The organism is Ochrobactrum sp. WV_118_8 (genome assembly GCF_039631535.1).
Lineage (GTDB): Bacteria > Pseudomonadota > Alphaproteobacteria > Rhizobiales > Rhizobiaceae > Brucella > Brucella anthropi.
On record NZ_JBDIUZ010000002.1, the window covers coordinates 1,488,183 to 1,510,900 of the forward strand.

Here is a 22,718-nt window from a genome sequence, read left to right on the forward strand (position 1 = left end):
GCGTGAAGCATAAGCAATATGGCTTGCATCGGCGTGCGTGGGCTGATTTTCTGCTCGCCAAAGCCGAAAGCATCGACCCTGATCTGTCGCACGCTCCGGACAAAAGCGGAGGGGACGGGATGGCCACTGGATTGGCAAAGCGACTGGCAGCATTCGGCATGGTTATCCTGCGCGAGGCGATCGGCGTCTACTGGACGCTCGTCAAGATCATGCTGCCGGTGATGGTGCTGACGCAGCTGGCAATCGAGATGGGCTTGATCAAAGCCATTTCTCCTGCCTTCGCTCCCGTCATGCAGTTCGTGGGGCTGCCGCCTGAAGCCGGTTTTGTTTGGGCTATGAACCTGCTGGTTGGCGTGTGGAGCGGGGCAGTGGTGATGTTCGCCGTCTTGCCGGTCGACACGCTCACCACAGCTCAGGTGACGATCCTCGGTTCGCTTTTCCTCTTCGCTCATGCTCTTCCCATCGAACAGCGTATCGTACAAAAGGCAGGCCCGCGCCTGATCGTCTCGACGCTGATACGGCTTGTTGGCGGACTTGCTTTCGCATGGGGGATCAACCTGATTTCCAGTCATACCGGCTGGCTGGCAGAACCGACTGCACCGAGCTGGGTGCCGGGCCATTACGATTCAAGCTGGAGCAGCTTCGTCACCGATACGGCCTCCACGCTGGTCTGGATATTTATCGTCCTGCTCGGTCTGGTGGCCGTGCTGAGAACAATGGACGCGCTGGATGTGACACGCTTCCTCAACCTGCTTCTTTCACCCTTGTTGCGCTTGCTCGGCATATCGAAAAATGCCGCTCCATTGACCGTGGTCGGGCTGGTGCTGGGACTGTCCTATGGTGGAGGTCTCATCATCCGTGAAGCACAGCGCGGACACATTCAGCCTCGGGACGTCTTTCTCGCGTCGAGTTTCATGGGGCTGTGCCACAGCCTGATCGAAGATACGCTGATCGTGGTGGCTCTTGGCGCGGATATCTATGTCGTCCTGTTCGGTCGATTGATTTTCTCCATTGTTCTGGTCGCGATATTCGCCAGACTTCTGCGCGGAACGGGCGACGCCTTCTTCTTCCGTTTCCTTTATAGGGATACACTGCACGGCAAATCCCGACTGCACTACGGGGCAACAGTTGAACAGCCGGCAGATTCATCGCGCTGAGCTATTATTTCATCTGACAAGCATCGTCTGGAATTTCATTCTTGAGCATTCTCGCTCGGAATGAGCGCATCGATGACACTGGCAAGCTGCATGTCACGTTCACCCGCCTCCATGGTACGCCTGAGTACTTCAAGCACAGTTGCAGCGGCGCTGCGGGCTGCCTCGATCAATGTATTCCCCCGCGTAAGCTTGGCGGTCAGAAGGCCGGTGAAAAGGTCACCAGTCCCCACAGGTACGATCGGCAGGCGCGGCGATATCAGTCGCGTGCGGGTCTCGTGGTCGAAGACGATGTTTTCCAGCAAGCCTTCAGGAGTGTCGGCAAGTTCGCAACTGGTCACAACCAGCTGCGCGCCGTGAAGTGCCTGCACACGCCCCGCCGCGGTTTCAAGTGCAGCCCAGGAGGTTACATCTGTCTGTGCGATAAGACCCAATTCGAACTGGTTGGGTGTCAACAGATCGGCTAGCGGAACAAGCCGTTCAACGATACATTCCACCACCTGATCGGCAACGAAGATCCCGAGGTTCATATCGCCCATGACCGGATCGCAAATGTATTTTATGTCGGGATTGATCTGGCGGGCGCGTTCGACGAACGCGGCGACCACATTCCCGTTTGCCTGAGAGCCGAGATAGCCGGAAACAATATAGTGGCTTGTTTCAATCAATCCGCGCTCTTCGACGCCGCGCAGAAGATCGCCGACCAGTTCGGATTCGAGAACCCGCCCGCGCATGGTTTCGAAATGCGGATTGTTGGACAGCAAGGTCGTCGGGACTGCAGCGACATTCAACCCATGGGCCTGCATGGGCAGAACCGCAGCGCTGTTGCCGACATGCCCGTGCACAACCTGGCTCTGGATTGAAATGATGGAAGTGGTCATTCCAGTGCTTTTGGCAGTCATTTTGCAGCTCCTTCGCTCACGCTCAATTCGGTCCGTTCACGACGCGGCAGACGACCGTTGAGAACGATATAGGCAACCAGTCCGATTATCAGTCCCCAGAAAGCACCGCCGATGCCGAAGAGATTGATGTTTGCGGCGGATGCGAGAAAGGTAATCAATGCTGCCTCGCGATGCGTGGGGTCTGACATGGCTCCAGCCAGACTGCTGCCTATCGTGCCCAACAGGGCCAGACCTGCGAGCGTTGTGATAAAGCTTGCGGGAAAGGCCATGAAGACAGCTGCGAGCGTCACACCGAATATGCCGACGAGAATGTAGAACACGCCCGCTGCAATACCGGCGATCCAGCGCTTGGATGGATTTTCGTGTGCTTCAGGCCCGGTCGCGATTGCTGCCGTGATTGCCGCAATGTTGAAGGCATGCGATCCGAATGGCGCCATGATGAGCGAGCCGAGACCTGTTGCGGTAACGATTGGATTGGCGCTGGTCTTGAAACCATCATTACGCAGAACCAGCATCCCCGGCATATACTGTCCCGTCAGTGTGATGAGGAACAATGGCAGCGCGACGGACAGCAGGGCATTGAGAGAGAATGCAGGCATGGTGAAGACTGGAGTTGCAAACTCCAGTCGCAGTCCAGACAGGTCGACCCTGTTTTGCAGAAGCAGGAAGGCCAGTCCGAGCACGAGAATGCCGACTACGGCGTAGCGGGCGGACAGCCGTTTCAAAACCACATAGGCAACAATCAGCAGTCCAACCAGCAACGGGTCGGTGGTGGTGCCGCCGAAGGCCCCTATTCCGAATTGCAACAGAATGCCGGCCAGAAGCCCTGAAGCTATGCTTGGTGGTATCAGCCGGATGACTTTCTCGAAATAGCCCGACACGCCGAGGATGACAAATGCGAGAGCCGAAATCATGAAAGCGCCGATTGCCTCGGCGTAGGATGTGGTGGCAAGTGCCGTTACAAGAAAGGCAGCAGCTGGCGTCGACCAGGCGGTGATGATCGGCTCGCGGTAGCGCCAGCTGAGATAAAGGCCGGTAAGCCCGACGCCAATCGAAACCGACCAAACCCAGGAGGCAGTCAGTTCCGGGCTCAATCCCGCAACCTTTGCGGCCTGAAAAACAAGAATGAATGTGCCGCCATAATTGACAATGACGGAGATTAGGCCCGCCACGATAGGATGGGCAAGGTCGCTCAAGCGGATCGATGACGTTGAAGCACGGGATGGTATCATCCTCAAAAACCTTCTGGGAATTGGGCACATGGCCTGCAAGTCGGGCTGAAAAGATTGATTGACAGTTAGCTGTTTAATGGCCTGATATGCCCATCCATTTTTGACAAAAGGACCAGTCCATTTGTTCAGGCATTCGCAACTTGAATCCGTCAAGGCTTGGATTGCCCACCCCGCCCATGCGGCAATGCCGCTCCATGCGCGTATTCAGCGGTCGATCCGGCAATTGATCATCGATGGTGCGCTGGGGCCGGGAAAGCCGCTTCCGGCTTCGCGCAGCCTCGCCAAATCGCTGGGTGTCTCCCGAGACACGATCGAAGCGGCTTATGCGCAGCTGCATGCAGAGGGCTTTATCGACCGCCGGGTGGGCAGTGGAAGTTTCGTGGCGCAGATAACGGAATTCACACCCGGACACAGCGTTTCCCAGCGCGAAGCGTTATTGCGCAATCAGGCGCCCAATCTGAGCAAACGCGGAGCAGCCATGTTCCGAAGCGGTGGTGTACGCGAGCTGCTGGCGCCACGACCTTTCGCTCACGGTGTTCCGGAAACACGAAATTTTCCGCTTCAGCTTTGGGAACGTCTGGAACGGCAGGTTTTGAAGGAAGCCGGCACGCAAGCGCTGCTGCATGGTCATCCGCAGGGGACAGAGCCATTGCGACGCGCTGTTGCCGAGTACATGAACCTGGAACGCGGAGGACGCGCGACACCTGACAGGGTGCTGATCCTCACCAGCTCGCAACAGGCGCTGACTTTATGTGCCAACATGCTGTTCGACCCCGGTGACCGCATCTTCATCGAAGACCCGGCTTATTACGGTGCACGCAAGGCGTTCGATGCTGCAGGCCTTGAATCCATTCCGGTCAATGTGGACGACCAAGGCATTGTGATCGAGCGGATGGTTGGCGAAACGCTCAAGGCCAAGGCCGTGTTTCTCACACCCTCGCACCAGTTTCCAACCGGCGCGACCCTGTCGCTGGATCGTCGACTGGCGCTGATCGAATGGGCCGCCCGCCAGCAGACATGGATTATCGAAGACGATTATGACAGCGAGTTTCATTACGCTGGCAAACCGACCGCCTGCGTACAAGGCCTCGACCGGCATGAGCGGACAATCTATATCGGCACTTTCACCAAATCACTCTTTCCGGGCCTGCGTATCGGCTACATGGTTTTGCCGCCGCAACTGGTCAAACCGATGACCGTTGCGCGCACCCTGCTTGATGGGCATTCCGCACCGATGGCGCAGTTGACGCTTGCCCGGTTTATGGAAGGTGGACATTTCGGCGCGCATGTCCGGGCCATGCGCGGCATCTATGCTGAACGGCGCGATGTACTGGCCAGACTGATCGAGCGATATCTGGCGGATTTCGTCGAGCCGCATGTGCCTGCCGGAGGGTTACAGATGTCTTGTCTGCTCACCGGTGATTTATCTGAGCGCAATGCCGTCGCTGCAGCCCAACGTGTCGGTATCGAGCTCCTCGGTCTGTCCGGGCTTTACGCTGCCGGTGATGGAAAGGCCGGTTTTCTGATGGGGTTTGCAGCCTATACGCCGACAGAAATCGAGATCGCAGTTAAAAAGCTGGCGACGGCCTTTCGCGCGATCATGAAGCCATAGGTGTTCGAATGGTCAGCCGTTGAATGATCGTCATTACCGGATGACTTGGAAATTGGTCTGATCTTTGTGCTGGAAGTGGATGGGAGAACCAGACCATCTCCATGATACAAGCTGGCGGGATGGTTGCCATGTCGTATCCGCGCAGCGGCAAGCATTTGTATCGGCGCTTGAAGGGAGATTGGCGATGCAACTATCTGTCGAGCCGCAGCCGGTTGAGGGGCAGGCAATCAAAGACGAGATAGCGCGTTTCGGTGCTGATCCGACTTCTGTTTTCGCGAGCAATCTCAAAGAGGTTCGCGCGCGGATCGCCGCGGCTTGTCATCGCAGCGGACGCGACCCGAACGATGTGCGCCTTCTCCCGATCACAAAAACAGTTCCGGCTCGCATCCTGCGGCACGCTTATGCGGCCGGAATTCTCGATTTCGGAGAAAATAAACTTCAGGAAGCGCGCGACAAACAAACGGCCCTGAACGATTTGCCGATCCGTTGGAGCATTGTCGGCCATCTGCAGACAAACAAGGTCAAATATCTCGTTCGTCTTGCATGGGAATTCCATGCGCTGGATAGTTTCCGCCTCGCGGAAGAACTGAATCGCAGACTGGACGCAGAAGATCGTGATCTTGATGTTTACGTTCAGGTCAATACTTCGGACGAGGAAAGCAAATATGGGCTGCATCCGGACGATCTCATGTCGTTCGTGGCGCGCCTCTCAGAGTTTCCCCGCCTCAAACCACGTGGGCTGATGACGCTCGCAATTTTCAGCTCCGACACAGAGCGCGTGCGCGCCTGCTTTCGCCTGCTTCGTGGTCTGCGGGATCGTGTTGTTGATGTGCATCCGCATATGAACGGACTTTCCATGGGCATGTCTGGCGATTTCGAGGTTGCAATCGAGGAGGGGGCAACCGTGGTGCGGGTCGGGCAGGCCATTTTCGGTCCGCGTCCGACCAGCAATGGTTATTACTGGCCGGGTCTGGCTGCGGACGCCCACACTCAGGCTTCTGGCGGCCTGCGATAGCAGTATACGCCAGAAAAATGCGGGGTCAGGGTTTCAGGCTGATCCAGTATGAACCTTCAAACGGGACAGCCGCGAAACGCTGGTTAATTTCCGCCAGTGTCGCTTCGGGGCTGATATCCGCGAACAGTTCCGGTCGCAACCAGACGGCGAAGGCTTCTGCTGCCAGAACATTCAAGGGAACAGCATTGAAAAAGTTCCACAATCCATACACGCGCTTGTCGTTCACGGCCTTCAAACCAGCGCGGAAAGGATTTTTCAGGGCATTTGAAAGTGTGTCGCGCGCTTCCTGTTCGCTTACGCCCGGCCCAACCGAAAAACCGCTATACTTCCCGCCTGGGGATGAGGTGGCGATGTAAACTTGCGGGTCGGCGGCAACGATAAATTCGCTGCTGATCACCCCTCCCTGTGCTGGTCCATCTGCAGCAATATTTCGGCTGCCGGTCAATGTGATGAACTCGCCCATACTGGTTCGCCCGTAAGCGTAGCAGCATTGATCGGCATTGGGAAAGGCTTCCAGCAATACAGTCGGTCCGGCATCGCTCTTCGCCACCCGATCACGAATGCGGGCAATGCGCTCGTCGTAGAAGTCGGCAAAAGCGTTAGCCTGCTCCTCGCGGTTGAGTACCTTGCCCAGCAGGCGCATGTTTTTCGAAGTATTTTCGAGTGCATGATTGCCGAAGTCGACCACGAGCACCGGTATGCCCATTTTCTCGAGATAGGCGATCGCCTGCACGCCTTCATCATTGCGCATCTGCCAGTCTGAAAGAATGACCAGATCGGCTTTTACAGAAACGATTTTCTCGACCGAAACTGTAATGCCGTCGCCAATGATCGGCAGTTTTTCAATTTCCGGGAAGCGCTGTTTGAAGCCGGCATAGATTTCCGGATTGTCCCCCTTGAGGTCACCGGCCCAACCGGCCAGCACACTGACGGGATCTGGATGGACGAGCGACAACGCAATCAGATTGAATCCGCTGCCAAGCAATATGGATTTTGGTTGGGCGGTAATGGTGACTTCCCGGTCAAGCGCATCCTTGACGTGAATGGGATAGGTTACCTCTGCAACAGCGCTTTTACCGAGGGCCAGCCAGATTACAGTCAGACACACAACAAGACGGATCATTTCATTGCTTTCTAAGTTCGGGGAGCGCGCATAATTCACCGCATCCGGCAACGCCCGGCAGTTTATAGCGCAGGCAGCAAATCTTGCGCCGGCACAAATTGGCGCCATGATCTGTTTCTTGACGCAGACACCCAAAAAACGGGTTGCGCGTTCCATCGTCAAAAATCTGCGTTTCAAAAAGCGGGCGACATGGCCAGCCATCACGACAATGGTTTTCAGCTGCGCTGTTGACGGCGTAGTCGATATAGACCGCTGCATTATTCCAGGCGAGCTTCGGTGAGATGCCGGTGCGGTCTTTCAGGACTTGAACGACAGTGTTCAGATGGCTTTTTGCGACATGGCTGATAACCGTCATCACATCCGGCGCGTCACAAGCTTGCCCTTCGTGGGGCAAGCCAAAGGAACGTGGCAAGCCCTGATCATTGATGGCAATGGTCATATTCTCGAGCTCGACCGGAAGGGCCACTCCACTTTGTCGGGCGCAGATATAGGGAATGACCAGAAGCGAAAAATAATAGAGCGACCAGAACGAAGAAACCGCCCGCAGGTCGGCATCAGGATAGGCGGCTGCGCATTGATGCAGGGTTTTCGTCAGGAGAGGGCCGTACAGAAATTCCGACAGAGGCATGCTGTCAGTCATTTCGCAGGACAGCATCATACTATCGGCACACCATGCATTGTCACCATGGAACAGTGCTCTCAGGCCTTGGGGCCTGAGAGCTTGCAGTGCTTCATTTCTGGTATCGGCGCTTACCATGAATATTTCAGGCTGCCGACAACAGTGCGGCCCTGATCACGATAACAGAAACCTGCGGAGCAGACCGGCTTGCTGGTGTCGAACAGGTTGGTGGCGTTGACCTGCAGTTTGACACCTTCATAGTCCTTCTTGATCGCGCCAAAATCGAAATCAATTGCTGCATCGACAAAGGCGCGCGAACTGTTTTTCATAGTATTTTCGTCATTGCCGTAACTTGAGCCGACAAAACGGACACCTGCGCCGACACCCAGCCCGTAAAGGAAGCTGTTCTCAGGCAACTTATAGTGAGCCCAGGCTGACGCCATGTGGGTCGGTACAGATGAGATTTCATTGCCCACTGTTCCGTCCGGACCGTCCTTGATGCTGGTCTGCATGTAGCTATAGGACGCAATGAGGGAGAGGCCGTTGTCGAGACTGGTGCTGGCTTCCAGTTCCAGGCCGCGCGAACGCAGTTTCCCGCGCTGTACCTGAATGTTGGCCGGGCCAGCATCCAATTCGACCACTTCGTAATAGAGACCGTTGTCCTGATTGATGTTGAACAGGGCGGCCGTTATCAGGGTGTTGCTGTTGGGCAGCTGATACTTGATCCCGACTTCCTGCTGTTCGCTTTCCGTTGGCTCGAACGGATTGCCTGTTGCCCGGTTTACACCGGCATTGGGCGAAAAGGCTGTCGAATAGCTGGCATATGGCGTGATGCCCCAAGGTGTTTCGTAAGTCAGCCCGGCGCGCCATGTGAAGGCCTTGTCGCTCTGATCAAAATCGCTGGACGTGCCGGTTGCCAGATCGGTGTTCTTGGTGTCGGTGCTGACCCAGTCCTGACGACCGCCGAGGGTTATGGTCCAGGCATCATAGCGGATCTGATCCTGCAGATAGATGCCAGCCATGAGCTGGTCCTGAACGTCTTTTGTCTGGAAATCGATTGGCGCTACAGGGCGCCCCATGGACGGATGTCTGGTATCCAGCGGTGGCGTATAGCCATACCCGTTCAATCCCTTCCATTGCAGCTTTGTCAGGTCTACGCCGGCCAAAAGCGTGTGCTCGAAATTGCCGGTATCGAAGCTTGCTTCCAGTTGATTATCGATTGTGAAACTGGTCAGCCGCTCCTCAAAAGTGCCTGCGCTGCTGTCGAGCAGTAACGGATCGATTTCATTGGCCTGATAGGCAAAGGCCCAGTCGGCTCCGATCTTGGTCGATGCAAGGCGAGCATTCTGGCGGAACACGAACGTGTCGTTGAGGCGGGTTTCAAATTCATAACCGACACGCCCCTGCGTTTGTACTGAGTCATTGAAGGCAGTGTTGCCTGCAAAAATGTCGGATACCTTGCCCGTTACGGCATCGTAATAATAAGCGGCAGTGCCGCCGGTTTTGATGCGGGAGAACTCGCTGAGGATTGTCAGGCGCGTGTCTTCGTCGGGCTTCCACGTAAATGCCGGTGCAATGTAAATACGGTCGTCGGGAACCGAGGGTTGTTCGGTATCGGCGTTGCGCCAAAGCCCTGTCAGGCGGTAGTAAAGTGGGTCGCCTTCCTTGACCGGGCCGGAGAGGTCGAACTGGGTCTGATAACGATTATTGGTACCGTACTGGACCTGTACTTCGTGAAGCGGGGTTTCGGTCGGGCGCTTGCTGATCAGGTTGAACAGGCCACCGGCACCGGAAGCGCCGTAAAGGGCTGACGATGGGCCGCGCAGAATGGAAACGCCTTCCAGGCCATAGGGTTCAGTCTTGAACAGCGCCGAGCTTGCTCCGGGCTGGCGCAGATTGTCACGAAAGACACCGGTATAGGTGACGTCGAAGCCACGCACGGTGAAGGAGTCGAACCGCGGATCGAAACCAAAGCCGCCAACGCGTGCACTGGGCGTATAGGCAATGGCGTCGAGCAAGGTCTGCGGATTGCGATCTTCAAGCTGCTGTTGGGTGACGGACGAAATGGACTGCGGGGTCTGCACAAATGGCGTGTCGATCTTGGCGCCGGTCGCACTGCTGCGCGCCACATAACCGTCCGCATCGATCACGCCGCCGCTGCCGCCGTCGATCACAATCTTGTCGAGAACGATTGCACCATTCTCCGTTGGAGAGGCAGTGGTCTGGTCCTGCGCTATTGCCGTGGCGGCAAGAGCAATCAGGGATGTACCAGCCAGAATTGTACGGCGAAGAGGCATGCAATCGGAGCGCATATAGAATATTCCCAACATGATTTTGACAATCATGAGTGATATATTCATGTATTGGTGCTGGCAAGAAATTACATGATTAAAAGAGTCATGTTTGTTGGTTTGTAGTCATCCTGCAACACTCCCACTTTTGAAGCGGCGAAAGACCGGAACAGGTGTATGAGCGCATGATGTTCAACCGCTCATTTGTCGTCTTGGTGAAGGTCACGATGAATTCTGGCAAGGTGATTGGTTCCGGTGCAATCTTCTCACTCTGCGGACCGGTGTGGTGCGATCAATGTGGGTGAGCATGATAATGGCAAGCACGTCAGGTCACGACCACCGGCGTCAGCGCTAGCATGGGTTATCATCTTGCCAGAGAACTGACTGTCGGGGCAGCTTCGGCTGTGGTCGTGATGATAGCGATATTGGCGACAAAGGGACAAGCAGCACTGCTTGAATATCGTGGTCTGATAGCTGCAGACGGGGACCGTGAACACGGTTTCCTGGTCAATTTCAAGAAGCGGTTCTGATAACGGAGGCGGCATGTTCCGCCTGTCCATCCTTATTTTATTTGCATCGGACGGCTCTCAGGTCAGTCAGTGTGTCACGTCGTTACGGACAGTTCGTCGAAAGGCACTTGACTGATGTATAGCCATTCGGCTATGTATCAACGCATAGCCAATTGGGTATGAATTGAGCGATGACTATGCGAGACGAAGTTTTCAAAGCTTTATCCGATCCGACCCGACGGTCGATATTTGAACGACTTTGCCGAGAGGGCGAGAAGACGGTTACGGTTTTGACTGCAGGAACGAGTGTGTCCCAGCCGGTCGTCTCAAAGCATCTTGCCGCTCTCAAGAGGGCAGGCCTCGTCAGTGATCGTCACGAGGGGCGCCAAAGCCACTACAGGGCCGAATACACGGCACTAATTCCACTGATCGATTGGGCGAAAGAGTTGAACGGTTTCTGGGAGCAGAAGTTCGATGCCCTTGAAGACCTGTTGAAGAGGATGGATCAATGACCGAGATATCAGATGATGTGCGAACGGTAATTGTTGAGCGTGAAATGCCTCATCGGCCTGAAAAGCTCTGGCGCGCATTGACGGAGCCTCACCTCATCGCGGAATGGCTGATGAATAATGATTTCGCTCCGACCGTAGGCCATTGTTTCAAGCTCAAAGGTGAGTGGGGCGGGGTGCTGGATTGTGAGGTTCTGGTGGTCGAGCCGAACAGGCGGCTATCCTACACCTGGAACCACACCCATGAGGACGAAGCATACAATCTCAGAAGTATCGTGACCTTGACTTTGATACCGACCGCCACCGGGACACATTTGCGGATGGAACAGTCGGGCTTTATGCCAGGTCAGAAACAGGCCTTTCACGGTGCACATCATGGATGGCGAAATTTCCTTGAAAAGCTCGATGCCGTCGCCGCTGATTTGGACTGAACCTGCTCCTAGAGAGAGTGCCGCAAAACATAATGAGCTGGAAGGAGCTGGAGTTCAGCCAATGTGGTTGGCGAACTCCATAAGGAGAAGCACATATGGTCTTGAATAAATCCATACGCCAAATTCACCGCTGGTTGTCGATCATATTCACGCTTACCGTGATTGCGAATTTCGTCACTATGGCGTTCGGGCAGCCTCCGGTGTGGATCGTTTATTCTCCGCTTCTACCGCTGTTTATATTACTCGCAACCGGGCTGTATCTGTTTATTCTGCCCTATACTCTGAGACGGGGTGAGTGAAGCCTTTTGAACTCCGTTCGAGAGGCTCCTTCACCAGGCCAGCTTGGGCACCGCGTCAAGCAGCATGCGCGTATATGGCTGTTTCGGCTGAGTGAATATTTGAGAAACGGTACCTTCTTCGACAATCTTGCCGTGATGCATGACAACAACGCGGTCGCACAGATGGCGAACGACAGACAGGTCATGGCTGATAAAAAGCAATGTCAGATCAAGGCTTTTCCTCAGTTGCAACAGGAGATTGATAACCTGTGCCTGAATGGAAACGTCGAGCGAAGCCACTGGTTCGTCGCAAACGATGAGCTCCGGTTGCATTGCCAGCGCCCGCGCAATAGCAATGCGCTGTCGCTGTCCGCCGGAGAATTGGTGAGGATAACGGTCTGCCAGCGCCGGATCGAATGCCACTGATTTCAGCCAGCGATTGACATATTCGCGCGCGTCTTTCTTGGTGCAAAGCCCGTGTGCGATCGGCCCTTCCGCGACGGACTGAAATATTGTGCGGCGTGGATCAAGCGATGCAAAGGGGTCCTGAAAGATCATTTGAACGGAAGTGCCGATCTTACGGTCTTTTTCCCGCACCTTGCGAGCGTCAACCAGAACATTACCCGAAGTTGGCGTGGAGATGCCGCAGATGATGCGGCCAAGCGTTGATTTCCCCGAGCCGGATTCGCCGACCAGCCCCAGCACTTCGCCGCGTGCAATCGTAAGAGTTGCGGACTGAACGGCATGGACGGCATGAGCTGGTTTGGCGAGGCCGAGCCGTTGGGCAAAACGGCCAAGCGAGCCTACCGGCTTTTGGAAGACCATCGTAACGTCATCGGCGCTGACGAAGTTCGGGCTTGGGGCGAGAGATTTATTCTTCTGCGTCTCTATAATTGAATATTCGCCAGCGTTCTCGGTGGCGCTTGAGGTTAGAAGCTCCCCTGGCTGTTTTCGTGACGGCAGGGCATCAAGCAGGCCTTGAGTGTAGGAGTGCTTGGGAGAACCGAGTACTTCGGCAACGCTCCCCATCTCGACAATCTTGCCAAGCCGCATGACGGCTATTCTCTGTGAGATTGAAGCAACGGTCGCGAGATCATGGCTGATCCAGATCATCGAAATACCCAGTTCAGAGACGAGCGCTTTCACTTCTTTGAGGATTTCCGCTTGAACCGACACATCGAGCGCCGTTGTGGGTTCGTCCGCGATTACCAGTTTTGGCTTGTGAAGCAGCGCAATAGCAATCGCCACGCGTTGGCGCATGCCACCTGAAAACTGATGTGGATACTGGTCGACCTTCTTTTCCGGCTCGACAATGCGCACCCGCGCCAAAGCTTCGATCGCTCTGCGGCGAACTTCGGCATCCGAAACCTTTTCGTGAGCGCGGATAGCCATTGCGATCTGGTCGATGACCTTGAGGACCGGGTTTAGGGTCATCATGGGGTCCTGAAAGACCATAGAGACTTCCCGGCCGCGAATGCTGCGCAATTGGTTTTCCGGCAATCCGACCAGCTCCCGGCCTTCAAATCGAATTGAACTTCCGGGTTGAATTCTGCCAGGCTTATCGATCAGGCCAATCAGAGAGAAACCGGTGATCGATTTTCCTGAACCGGATTCTCCAACAAGGCCAAGTATTTCGCCTTTCCCGATTTCAAATGAGATGCCATCGACGGATTTCACCGTACCGCGGTCAGTTTCAAAATAAGTGGAGAGATTGTCGACTTGTAGCAGAGCTGTCATTTGCGCAGCCTCGGATTGAGTATGTCTCTGATCTGATCGCCCATGAGATTGATGGCCATGATCAGAACGATCAGCGCAACGCCCGGATAGATGGAAATCCAGTAGCGGCCCGACAGAAGATACTGAAAGCCATTGGCAATCAACATTCCAAGGGAGGGCTCTGTTGGCGGCAGGCCGACACCAAGAAATGAAAGCGTGGCTTCCAGCGAAATGGCTGAAGCAACTTGCACAGTTGCCACGACGATGAGCGGTGGCAGGGAGTTGGGCAGGATATGCCGTGTCACGACGTGCCAGCCACTCATCGGCACGGAAAGGGCTGCCTGCACGTAATCCTTTTGCCGTTCCGCCGCCGCCGCACCATGTGCCGTGCGTACGAAATAGGCATATTGCGCGAAGACAAGTGCCAGAATGAGCTGCCACTTTCCCTGACCGAGCACGGCGGCAACCACGAAGGCCAGCAGGATGGCCGGAAAGGACAATTGCACGTCCACAAGGCGCATTATGAAAGTTTCTGTTCGCCCGCCAAGATAGGCCGCGAAACAACCGACAATCGCGCCGAGGCTGAAGGCTATGGCCCCTGCAATCAGTCCCATTTCGAGTGATATGCGCAGACCATATATAATGGCTGACAGCAGGTCGCGTCCCTGACTGTCCGAGCCGAGCAGATAATACATGCCCTGGGCACCGACATAGCCGGGCGGCCGGCGCGCATCACGCAGCACGAGAGATTTGAGGTCGTAGGGGTCTTGTGGCGTGATCCATGGCGCGAATATTGCCAGCAGAGCAATGATGACAACCACAGCGAATGCGATAACCGCGACCTTGTTCTTGGAAAAGGCCCGCCAAAACTCCTTCACAGGAGACGTGCTGCTTATTGGAGCGGAGCTTTGAGTTGATACCGTTTCGGCCATCTCAGCGACCTTTCTGACGCAGTCGTGGATCGAGGGCTGCATAAGCCAGATCGACGCAAAGGTTGATGACGACGAAGAGGATCGCGACCATCATCAGATAGGCGACCATGACTGGACGGTCGAGCGATGCGATGGAGTCTACGATGAGTTTTCCGAGCCCCGGCCAGTTGAAAATGGTTTCCGTGACAAGAGCGAAGGCAAGTGTTGAGCCGAGTTCCAGACCAAACACCGTAACAAGCGGAATGGAGATCAACTTCAATACATGCCGGCGCAGGATCGTGTGTTCAGGAATGCCTGCCGCCCGTGCAAATTTAATTGTATCGGTCGTCATTATCTCGCGTGTGCCTGCTGCTGCCAGTCGACACATCATCGCCATCTTGAACAGAGCCAGATTAAGAACTGGAAGGAAGAGATGTGACCAGCCATCGCGGGTCAAAAACGAAAAGGGAATCCCGAAAATATCGGCAGTCTCTCCTCGCCCACCGGCGGGCAACATGCCGAGCTGAACAGCAAACACCATAATCAGCATCAATCCGATCCAGAAGGTAGGTACGGAAAAGCCAAGTATCGAGCCTGCCATGATCAGTTTGGAAACGAACCCTTCTGGCTTGTAACCGGCATAGACGCCAAGAGGGATGCCGATAAGAGAGGCAAGCAGAACGGCGATAACAGCGAGCTCCAAGGTCGCCGGCAATCGCTGGGCAATCAACTCGCTGACTGGCATGTTGAAGACGAATGATCTTCCGAAGTCGCCACTGACAGTCTTGGCGACAAAATCGGCATATTGTTTCCAGAGGGGCTGGTTGAGGCCGTATTCCTCGATAACCCGCTGGCGGATTTCTTGCGTAACATCCGGTGAAATGAGTACGTCAATGGGGTTGCCGATGACGTAAACGCCAATGAACACAAGAATGGACATGACCACCAGGACGATGAACGCCTGTCCCGACCTGCGGAGAATGAATGAGGCCATTGGCTTTTCTCTGGCTAGTGCCCCAATGGTTGCATTCGGGCAAGGGTTGCGAGGGACTTGGAAGGTTTGACCGGCGCGTTAATGCCAGTCATGCTCGATCTCGTGGCGTGTTTCCTCGACACCGACCTTCCAGATTTCCATCATGTCCCGATCGGGCCTTTGGAAGACGCCGTGATAATTGCCCTCGGCAATACGTTCACGCTTTCTGCCAGCATCGACGCGCGCGGATGCGGCAAAGTCGATGCGCTCTTTCTGGAAATTCGGGATCGGCGCACCTTCCAGGCGGGTCCATGGAAAGTTCTCCATCCAGCTGGCATGGCTGGCAGCAGGGTCAATCTCCTGCACTTTTGCCATGGTCTTTGGCGCGCGCCACCAGTCGTGAAGCTTGACCGAAGTGTCGCGATGACTGTTCATCCATTCCGACAGGAGAGGGTTGATAGGCGAATTGCCGCCATGACCGTTGACAATCAGAATGCGACGGAAACCTGAATGATAGACACTGTTCAGAACGTCCTCGATCACATTGATGTAGGTGCGCAGCGTCAGCGTAACCGTACCTGGAAAATCAGCGAACCCGGATGCCATTCCATAGGGCAGGCAAGGAAACACCGGCACGCCTGTCGGCTCGGACGCCTCTACGGCAACGCGTTCGGCCAGGATCATATCGGTTGCCAAGCTCAAATAGGCATGTTGTTCAACAGACCCGATCGGGATGACGCAACGGTCGTCTTCTTTTACACGTGCTTCGACCTGCGACCAATGCATGTCCTGAATGCGCATTTTCGTCTCCTGCAATTTTCCGGATTGGCAACCAGAGCGCACTAACCCCTCGCAGGGATGGTTGTGCGATGGCATCCCTGCATTCATTTGCTTTTTTGAATTCGGTTCCATTAGGAACAAAAAAATAGAGTTGACGCAACAAAATTTTTAAATATCGTTCCAAATAGTACTAAATGAAAAACCGCTGAGGTTTTATCGATGGATGATTTGTTGCGTACGGCTCTTTACGAAGGGCGCGCGGGACGGGAGGAGCCGGGGCTTTCCAGTCTTTCGGAGGGCGATCCGCTCTATCCCAAGCTCTGGCGAAATCCGTGCTGGCTTTCATTTCGGTTGAACTATCTGGCGTTGCGGTTCAACAATCCTGTTTATGGATTGATCCAGCAGCAACTTGGTTTGCTGCGGCCGGAGTTTGTCGTGCTTTGGTCGCTCTATCTGAGCGCCGAGTTGACCCTGACCGAAGTTGTCCGGTCGTCCGGTTTCCCAAAAAATACCTTGAGCCGTGCCGTGAACAAGCTCGACACGTTGGGCATGATCAGCCGCGAGCTCGACCCCATTGACCAGCGCCGAGTTGCTTTAAAACTGACTGAAAAAGGGCGTTTGGCGGTGGAAGCTGTCGAGGCGAAGATGATGGATCACGAACGCATGATGCTCGAATCCCTGTCGCCCGCCGAGCGTTTGAACCTTTCTGAAATCCTGACCAAGCTGGTGGTAGCTTCGGAAAGCTGGCCGCAGCAGCTCGTCGCGGATTTGGAGCCTATCGAAGGCGAAGATACCTGAAACAGCACATCTCGGATCAATAATCGGCAAGTCGGCTTGCCATGGATTTTACTACTCGTCATGCCAATGAGAAAATTACAGGGGAAAAAATGACCATTCGTTCGATATTCAACACCGCCTTACTGGCAACGACACTGATGATGCCGTTGTCAGCGATTGCTGCCGACCTCGTGATTGCCACGAAATCGGGGCCAGCTTCAATGGACCCGCACTTTACGGCAACGTCTGCGAATGCCGAAGCGACCAAGCATGTTTTCGATACGCTCTTGAAATCGGGCAATAAGCTCGAAGTCGAACCGTCACTCGCTGTGAGCTGGAAGCCTGTCGATGACACGACGTGGGAGTTCAAACTGCGTGAAGGTGTCAAATTCCACGATGGATCGGACTTTACTGCCGAGGACGTGAAGTTTTCCATCGAGCGCATTCCAAATGTTACGGGACCTAATCCTTCGACCATTTATATTCGCAGGGTGAAGGGTGTGGAAGTGATCGATCCGCTGACCGTCCGTGTGACGACGGTTGGATCGGCGCCAACATTGCCCAATGATTTCGTACGTCTGTTCATTGTTTCCCACAAGGCTGCAGCGGATTACTCGACCAAGGAAACGGCCGCAGACGGTTTCAATTCAGGTAAGGCTACGATTGGTACGGGTCCTTATAAATTTGTGAAATGGGCTCCCACGCAGGACTTGGTACTGGAAAAATTTGACGGTTACTGGGGTGGTGCCCAGCCTTGGGATCACGTCGTGCGCAAGGAAATTCCCAATGATGCTGCTCGCGTTGCCCAGCTGAAGGCCGGTCAGGTTGATTTGATATCGAAGGTTCCTTCGACAGATCTTGCTGCCTTGGAGTCCGATTCCAAGCTGGACGTCGTGAAGGATGAATCCGTCTATATTCCCTATCTGGAGTTCGACTTCCGCAAAGAATCGCCAATGGTCTGGGATAAAACCGGCAAAAAGCTGGAGAAGAACCCATTCCTTGATCCGCGTGTGCGTGAAGCTTTCGACCTGGCTATTGATCGCCAGACGATCACGGAAGTAGCGTTGGAAGGCATGGGCTCGGTGCCCACGCAAATGGTGGCCTCGAATATTTTCGGCTACAACAAGGACATTGCTCCGGCTGCTTACGACGTTGAAAAGGCAGTCAAGCTGATGGCCGATGCTGGCTATCCGGATGGTTTCAAAGTGTCATTGAATTATGCCAATGACCGTATGCCGATGGAATTGGGGCCGACAATTGCCCAGTTGCTCGCTTCGATCAATGTTCAGGTCGATGTCAGCGGCGTCCCTGCAGCGGTATTTAATCCGGCCAAGACGCGCGGGGATTATTCGCTCTATATGGCGTCTTGGGGCACGCTGACCGGTGAATCCAACTATATGCTGTCGTCATTGATGCATACAAATGACACCGCGAAATCACTGGGCGCTTTCAATACGCGCGGATATTCCAATCCGGAAATGGACAAGCTGATTGAGGATGCCGGTAGTGAAATGGACGAGGCCAAGCGTGGCGCTCTTCTTGAGAAAGCCAATCTGCTTGTTTCAACCGACAGACCAGATTTGCCGCTTGCTGTGAACATGTCGGCATGGGGTGTAAAAAAGGACAAGATTTCCTATACGCCGCGCTCTGACGAGGACACGTTGGCAATGGACGTCAAGCCGAAATAAGACCGTATCCACTGGCGGCTTCAAGGCCGCCGGTTTTTTTAGCGAGTTAATGCAGATGCCCGAATTTGTACCTGTCATCGCGTTGCATGGCGGCGCTGGAACCATTCTTAAAGCCAATATGACGCCAGAGAAGGAAGCAGCCTATCATGCCGGCCTGCGGGAATGCCTGCAGGCTGGACTGGATGTTCTGCGTAAAGGTGGCAAAGCACTTGATGCCGTGACGGCATCTGTGATTGCCCTGGAAGAAAATCCGCTTTTCAACGCCGGGCGCGGAGCCGTTTTCACGACGGATGAAACGCATGAGATGGATGCGGCCATCATGGATGGTGCAACGCGGGCATGCGGTGCCATCTCCGGAATTTGCGGGCCACGCAATCCTGTTCTGGCGGCACGTGCAGTCATGGAGCAGACCGAACACGTATTTTTCGCAGGCGAAGGGGCAAAGCGATTTTGCGAAGCTGCCGGTCTGGAAATGATGGCGCCGGAATGGTTCTCGACGGAACAGCGTCGCAAGGCCTTGCACGACGAAATGGCACGTCGTCGCAGTGGTGCCGCCGACGATGGCGATCCTGCCCGCAAACATGGCACTGTCGGAGCAGTTGCACTGGATCGTTTCGGTCATCTGGCGGCAGCCACATCCACGGGCGGCATGACCGCCAAGACACCGGGACGCGTTGGCGACAGCCCGGTCATCGGTGCTGGAACCTGGGCGGATGACGAGACGGTAGCGCTTTCCGCCACAGGTCACGGAGAATATTTCATTCGCTGGGCGGTGGGTCACGAAGTGGATGCACGGATGCGCTGGGCAGGGCAATCGCTCAATGAGGCAGCTGGCGCGGTTGTCCGCGAGCTGGGTGAAATCGGTGGCTCTGGCGGTCTTGTTGCGGTGGATCGCAAAGGCAATGTCAGCCTGCCGTTCAACAGCCCAGGCATGTATCGTGCATGGTGCGGTTTGGACGGGGAGATAAATACGGGTATATATAGATAGCAGAGATGCCATAAAGACCAGAACACAGCCTGATATCGGGATGCAATTTATGAACCTCTACAATGGAAGCATCCGATCTGCCTTGCTTCCATTTCTCTTGTGTCTGCTGTTCAACCTTCTGGCGATAGGCAGCCTTGCTGTTTATCAACGAGCGGCGCTGTTGTCCGAACTTCAAGCTGCCAGCTTTACGTTACATCGTGAGGCTTCCCAACGTGCCGACCAACACGATGCCCATCTGACGGCGCTTTCAACGATCGCTCAATCCAAAGCGCGAACGGCTGATGTTTCGCAGGATGACGTTTTCCTCGAAGTGGCGGCAACGATCACTCGTTTCTATCCGCGCATCGATGAAATTCAACTGGTGCCGATGAACCCGGCTGAGCCGGTGACCGGCACAAGAAAGCTGGAACCGGAACTGGCTGATGCCATACGTGTGGCCGCTCGTTCATCGCGAGGCGTCCCCGAGCTTCTGGCACCTGCTGCGCGACCCGGGCATTACATGATCGTAAAACGCAGCCCGAATACGGACACCCCGCACGACGGTCTGACACTCTCGATCAATGCGAGCAGTCTCATCAGTTCTGACGATGCATTCTGGAGCCGGGATGGCGTTGCGCAGCGTATCCTCATGCCAGATGGGAAGGTTTTGTTCAGTAGCGCGGGCACATTTGGTGAAGCGCATTTTTCCAAGAAACTGGGCAGTGCAACGCAACCGCTTCTCTTCCAGACAGCCCTTGCCATGGGCTGGACTGATCTTTTGCCGTTTGACCAGCTTATTCCGATCCTCGTTCTTACGAACCTGCTGTTCTTTGGTGGATTGGTCATCGTTCGCCAGACACAACGCACGCGCCATGCGGAACGTCGTGCAGAACTGAGTAGCCTCGAAGCCCGATTGGCACACGCCTCACGCGTCAACACGATGGGCGAAATGGCAAGCGGCATGGCACATGAGTTGACGCAGCCCCTGACGGCCCTTCTGGCGGGGGCTCAGGCGGGGCGCCGCTTGTTGAGCCGCAACAATATGACGGCACTGGCCGGAGCGCTGGACGATATGGTGGATCAGGCGCGTCGGGCATCCGCCATTCTGGATCGGCTACGCAATTGGTCTCGTCCGCAGCGCCGGCAGACGAAACATGCTGATCTGCGCCTTTCACTTCAGAACGTGCAGACACTGCTCGCCTCGGAGGCTGTACGACAAGGCGTCAAAGTTGAACTCTCGATACCCGAGACACCTTTGTTGGCTGCGTTTGACCCGGTGGAAATGGAACAGGTGATGTTCAATCTTCTCCGCAATGCAATTGAATCCTTTCATGATAGTGATGGTGATCGACGGATCAACGCATCTCTGAAAGCTGACGGATCGCTCGCTATTCTGGAAATTGCCGATAACGGCCCCGGTGTTGCGCCAGAGTTGTTGCCGCGTCTTTTTACCCCTTTTACGACAAATCGCCCTGAAGGGACCGGTCTCGGCCTGGCACTCAGCCAGCGGCTGGTTGAACGCTTTGGTGGTGAAATTTCCTATATTCCTCAGGAGCAAGGTGCGTTGTTTCGCGTTGTGCTCCCAATCGCCGATGGCACAGGAAGTTAAGACGATGGTTCAACCGGTCTATCTTGTCGATGATGATGAAGCGGTACGAAAGTCGCTCAGCCTTCTTCTGTCGACCATAGACATCGAGGTCAGGGGGTTTGCTGATCCTTCCGCTTTTTTGGCGCAGCTGCCGCGACTGAAACCCGGATGCATGATTTTCGATATTCGCATGCCTGTCATGACGGGCCTGAAGCTTCAGGAGCTTCTGGCCGGGCAGGAAGTTGACTGGCCGGTGATCATCATCTCGGGCCACGGCGATATCGAAGCCTGTCGTCGCGCCTTTAGAAATGGCGCGGTGGATTATCTTTCCAAGCCGGTCGATGAGCAGGATTTGATCGATGCAATCCAGAAGGCTCAGCAACTGCTTGAACGCAAGCTGGGGAGCGAGGCTCTGAGAGCCGAAACGCTGGCATTGCTGGACGCGCTGACGGCGCGTGAGCGTGAGGTGCTTGATCGTATTGCACAGGGCTTCACTACCCGGCAAATTGCCGATGGTCTTGAATTGTCGCCACGCACGATAGATAGCCACCGTGCGGCCATAGGAGCAAAACTGGGCACGACTTCGCAAGCGGAAATGACACGCTTGTGGCTTGAAGGACAGTCACATCCGTAGAACTACCGATAAGTTCGTAAATGTTACGGATTTCACTGCTTGCTGACGGGAACTAAATGTTCCTCATCACAACTGAGGAACGACCATGATCCGTAAACTTGCAATTATCGTTTTGTCGATGGCCCCGGCTGCCGCTTTCGCTCAGACTCTTCCCACCACGCCCTATCTGCCGCTTGATCTGGCAACCAAAGCTGCACAGGCTGCACTGGATGCCTGTGTCGCCAAGGGCAATAATGTGAGCGTTGCAGTTGTGGCGCGAGACGGATCGACCAAGGTTCTGCTCAAGGCCGATCTTTCCGGTCCGCATACCGGCAACAGCGCGGAAGGAAAAGCGTTCACGTCGGCTGCTCTGGGCCGTGATTCCGGTGAAGTCGCAGAGTTTATCGCGTCGAAGCCAGCCAATAATGGCATGCGGGACATGGATTCTCGCTTCGTTATTCAGGCGGGTGGGTTGCCGATCAAGATCGGGGATGCATTGGTTGGCGGAATTGGCGTTGGCGGCGCACCATCGGGTGCAACTGATGCGGAATGCGCACTTGCCGGTCTGCAGGCTATCGAAGCAAAGTAAGAATGAACAATCGGGGCTGAACGTGGTTCAACCCCGATCATTTTCAGCGAGAATGAAAAAAGGGGGCGCGGTTACGCGCCCCTTTCGCTAATAGTGACCCTGCCTCACGCGTGGCCCACTATAATAGTGGTGTCTGTGATGATTGCGCCAGGCGTTGTGCCTGTAATGACGATGCGAATGCCAGCGTGGTCCACGATAATGGCGGTGATGCGAGCGCCAGTTGTTTCGCTTGTAGTGATGCCGTTTCTTCCAATGTTTCCGTGAATGATGCCCCCGATGATCCCGGACTTGTTCGACATTCGAACTCACGTCTGGTTTTGCGACGTTCAGTGTCGGCGCGGCATTGGCAGCACCTGCTCCGATCAGCATCCCGACACCGAGAACACCGGCGATCAGTCCTTTAACTAGGTTCATTCTGCGTACTCCTTTCAAGCTCGCATC

23 protein-coding genes are annotated in these 22,718 nt (G+C 55.1%); 13 read left to right on the top strand and 10 right to left on the bottom strand.

The features are described from left to right. Positions 1-2 precede the first annotated feature (2 nt). Positions 3-1,157, top strand: a complete 1,155-nt coding sequence (locus ABDF71_RS21030; RefSeq protein WP_258125233.1) for a nucleoside recognition protein — start codon at positions 3-5, stop codon at positions 1,155-1,157. A gap of 35 nt (positions 1,158-1,192) precedes the next feature. Here the strand turns inward: ABDF71_RS21030 and pdxY are convergent, their stop codons facing one another. Together pdxY and ABDF71_RS21040 are read right to left on the bottom strand one after the other, a co-directional pair. Then, positions 1,193-2,056, bottom strand: a complete 864-nt coding sequence (pdxY, locus tag ABDF71_RS21035; protein WP_029930005.1) for a pyridoxal kinase — start codon at positions 2,054-2,056, stop codon at positions 1,193-1,195. Next, the gene (locus tag ABDF71_RS21040; protein WP_010659325.1) at positions 2,053-3,288 is read right to left on the bottom strand and encodes a benzoate/H(+) symporter BenE family transporter; all 1,236 of its coding nucleotides are present in this window, start codon (positions 3,286-3,288) and stop codon (positions 2,053-2,055) included. Before ABDF71_RS21040 ends, pdxY begins: the two co-directional genes overlap by 4 nt. 121 nt (positions 3,289-3,409) lie before the next feature. On the opposite strand from ABDF71_RS21040, the gene pdxR reads away from it, so the two are divergent. Next, complete coding sequence (gene pdxR, locus ABDF71_RS21045) at positions 3,410-4,900, top strand: MocR-like pyridoxine biosynthesis transcription factor PdxR (protein WP_151610405.1); 1,491 nt, start codon at positions 3,410-3,412, stop codon at positions 4,898-4,900. A gap of 184 nt (positions 4,901-5,084) precedes the next feature. Further along, positions 5,085-5,915, top strand: a complete 831-nt coding sequence (locus tag ABDF71_RS21050) for a YggS family pyridoxal phosphate-dependent enzyme (protein WP_151610404.1) — start codon at positions 5,085-5,087, stop codon at positions 5,913-5,915. A 25-nt stretch (positions 5,916-5,940) separates the two neighbouring features. On the opposite strand, the gene ABDF71_RS21055 is transcribed toward ABDF71_RS21050, so the two are convergent. From ABDF71_RS21055 to ABDF71_RS21065, 3 genes are read right to left on the bottom strand one after another with little or no spacing between them, the layout of a single operon-like run. Then, positions 5,941-7,038, bottom strand: a complete 1,098-nt coding sequence (locus ABDF71_RS21055; RefSeq protein WP_036577601.1) for an ABC transporter substrate-binding protein — start codon at positions 7,036-7,038, stop codon at positions 5,941-5,943. Between the two features lies 1 nt (position 7,039). Next, positions 7,040-7,795, bottom strand: a complete 756-nt coding sequence (gene fhuF, locus ABDF71_RS21060) for a siderophore-iron reductase FhuF (RefSeq protein ID WP_012093457.1) — start codon at positions 7,793-7,795, stop codon at positions 7,040-7,042. Further along, positions 7,789-9,969 (bottom strand): TonB-dependent siderophore receptor, encoded by a 2,181-nt coding sequence (locus tag ABDF71_RS21065; RefSeq protein ID WP_151610403.1) that lies wholly within the window; start codon positions 9,967-9,969, stop codon positions 7,789-7,791. Before ABDF71_RS21065 ends, fhuF begins: the two co-directional genes overlap by 7 nt. A 335-nt stretch (positions 9,970-10,304) precedes the next feature. Between ABDF71_RS21065 and ABDF71_RS21070 the strand changes: the two genes are divergently transcribed. The 4 genes from ABDF71_RS21070 (at position 10,305) to ABDF71_RS21085 (ending at position 11,696) form a co-directional block, all read left to right on the top strand. Then, on the top strand, positions 10,305-10,478 hold the full coding sequence (locus ABDF71_RS21070; protein WP_155269270.1) for a hypothetical protein: 174 nt from the start codon (positions 10,305-10,307) through the stop codon (positions 10,476-10,478). 170 nt (positions 10,479-10,648) lie between these two features. After that, positions 10,649-10,969 carry an ArsR/SmtB family transcription factor gene (locus ABDF71_RS21075; RefSeq protein WP_010659318.1) on the top strand — a complete coding sequence of 107 codons (321 nt, stop codon included), beginning with the start codon at positions 10,649-10,651 and terminating at the stop codon, positions 10,967-10,969. Further along, complete coding sequence (locus ABDF71_RS21080) at positions 10,966-11,397, top strand: SRPBCC family protein (protein ID WP_010659317.1); 432 nt, start codon at positions 10,966-10,968, stop codon at positions 11,395-11,397. Before ABDF71_RS21075 ends, ABDF71_RS21080 begins: the two co-directional genes overlap by 4 nt. A gap of 95 nt (positions 11,398-11,492) precedes the next feature. After that, positions 11,493-11,696 (top strand): hypothetical protein, encoded by a 204-nt coding sequence (locus ABDF71_RS21085; protein ID WP_010659316.1) that lies wholly within the window; start codon positions 11,493-11,495, stop codon positions 11,694-11,696. A 30-nt stretch (positions 11,697-11,726) separates the two neighbouring features. Here the strand turns inward: ABDF71_RS21085 and ABDF71_RS21090 are convergent, their stop codons facing one another. The 4 genes from ABDF71_RS21090 to ABDF71_RS21105 all read right to left on the bottom strand — a co-directional run bounded on the left by ABDF71_RS21090 (position 11,727) and on the right by ABDF71_RS21105 (position 16,076). Further along, positions 11,727-13,412, bottom strand: a complete 1,686-nt coding sequence (locus ABDF71_RS21090) for a dipeptide ABC transporter ATP-binding protein (protein ID WP_258125232.1) — start codon at positions 13,410-13,412, stop codon at positions 11,727-11,729. Then, positions 13,409-14,269: an ABC transporter permease gene (locus ABDF71_RS21095; protein WP_010659314.1), complete on the bottom strand. Its 861-nt coding sequence runs from the start codon at positions 14,267-14,269 to the stop codon at positions 13,409-13,411. Before ABDF71_RS21095 ends, ABDF71_RS21090 begins: the two co-directional genes overlap by 4 nt. A 55-nt stretch (positions 14,270-14,324) precedes the next feature. Continuing rightward, positions 14,325-15,296: an ABC transporter permease gene (locus ABDF71_RS21100; RefSeq protein ID WP_010659313.1), complete on the bottom strand. Its 972-nt coding sequence runs from the start codon at positions 15,294-15,296 to the stop codon at positions 14,325-14,327. A gap of 78 nt (positions 15,297-15,374) precedes the next feature. Next, on the bottom strand, positions 15,375-16,076 hold the full coding sequence (locus ABDF71_RS21105) for a creatininase family protein (protein ID WP_258125231.1): 702 nt from the start codon (positions 16,074-16,076) through the stop codon (positions 15,375-15,377). A 198-nt stretch (positions 16,077-16,274) separates the two neighbouring features. Between ABDF71_RS21105 and ABDF71_RS21110 the strand changes: the two genes are divergently transcribed. From ABDF71_RS21110 to ABDF71_RS21135, 6 genes are all read left to right on the top strand, one after another. Then, complete coding sequence (locus ABDF71_RS21110; protein WP_010659311.1) at positions 16,275-16,853, top strand: MarR family winged helix-turn-helix transcriptional regulator; 579 nt, start codon at positions 16,275-16,277, stop codon at positions 16,851-16,853. A gap of 89 nt (positions 16,854-16,942) precedes the next feature. Then, positions 16,943-18,520, top strand: coding sequence for an ABC transporter substrate-binding protein (locus tag ABDF71_RS21115; RefSeq protein WP_258125230.1), 1,578 nt, complete (start codon positions 16,943-16,945; stop codon positions 18,518-18,520). A 55-nt stretch (positions 18,521-18,575) separates the two neighbouring features. Beyond that, positions 18,576-19,508: an isoaspartyl peptidase/L-asparaginase family protein gene (locus ABDF71_RS21120; protein WP_029926422.1), complete on the top strand. Its 933-nt coding sequence runs from the start codon at positions 18,576-18,578 to the stop codon at positions 19,506-19,508. 49 nt (positions 19,509-19,557) lie between these two features. Then, positions 19,558-21,096 (top strand): sensor histidine kinase, encoded by a 1,539-nt coding sequence (locus tag ABDF71_RS21125; protein ID WP_264811667.1) that lies wholly within the window; start codon positions 19,558-19,560, stop codon positions 21,094-21,096. A 4-nt stretch (positions 21,097-21,100) separates the two neighbouring features. Further along, positions 21,101-21,709 carry a response regulator transcription factor gene (locus ABDF71_RS21130; RefSeq protein WP_010659306.1) on the top strand — a complete coding sequence of 203 codons (609 nt, stop codon included), beginning with the start codon at positions 21,101-21,103 and terminating at the stop codon, positions 21,707-21,709. 85 nt (positions 21,710-21,794) lie between these two features. Then, positions 21,795-22,277 carry a GlcG/HbpS family heme-binding protein gene (locus ABDF71_RS21135; protein ID WP_010659305.1) on the top strand — a complete coding sequence of 161 codons (483 nt, stop codon included), beginning with the start codon at positions 21,795-21,797 and terminating at the stop codon, positions 22,275-22,277. Positions 22,278-22,364: 87 nt separating this feature from the next. Here the strand turns inward: ABDF71_RS21135 and ABDF71_RS21140 are convergent, their stop codons facing one another. Next, complete coding sequence (locus tag ABDF71_RS21140; protein ID WP_155997873.1) at positions 22,365-22,691, bottom strand: hypothetical protein; 327 nt, start codon at positions 22,689-22,691, stop codon at positions 22,365-22,367. Positions 22,692-22,718 lie beyond the last annotated feature (27 nt).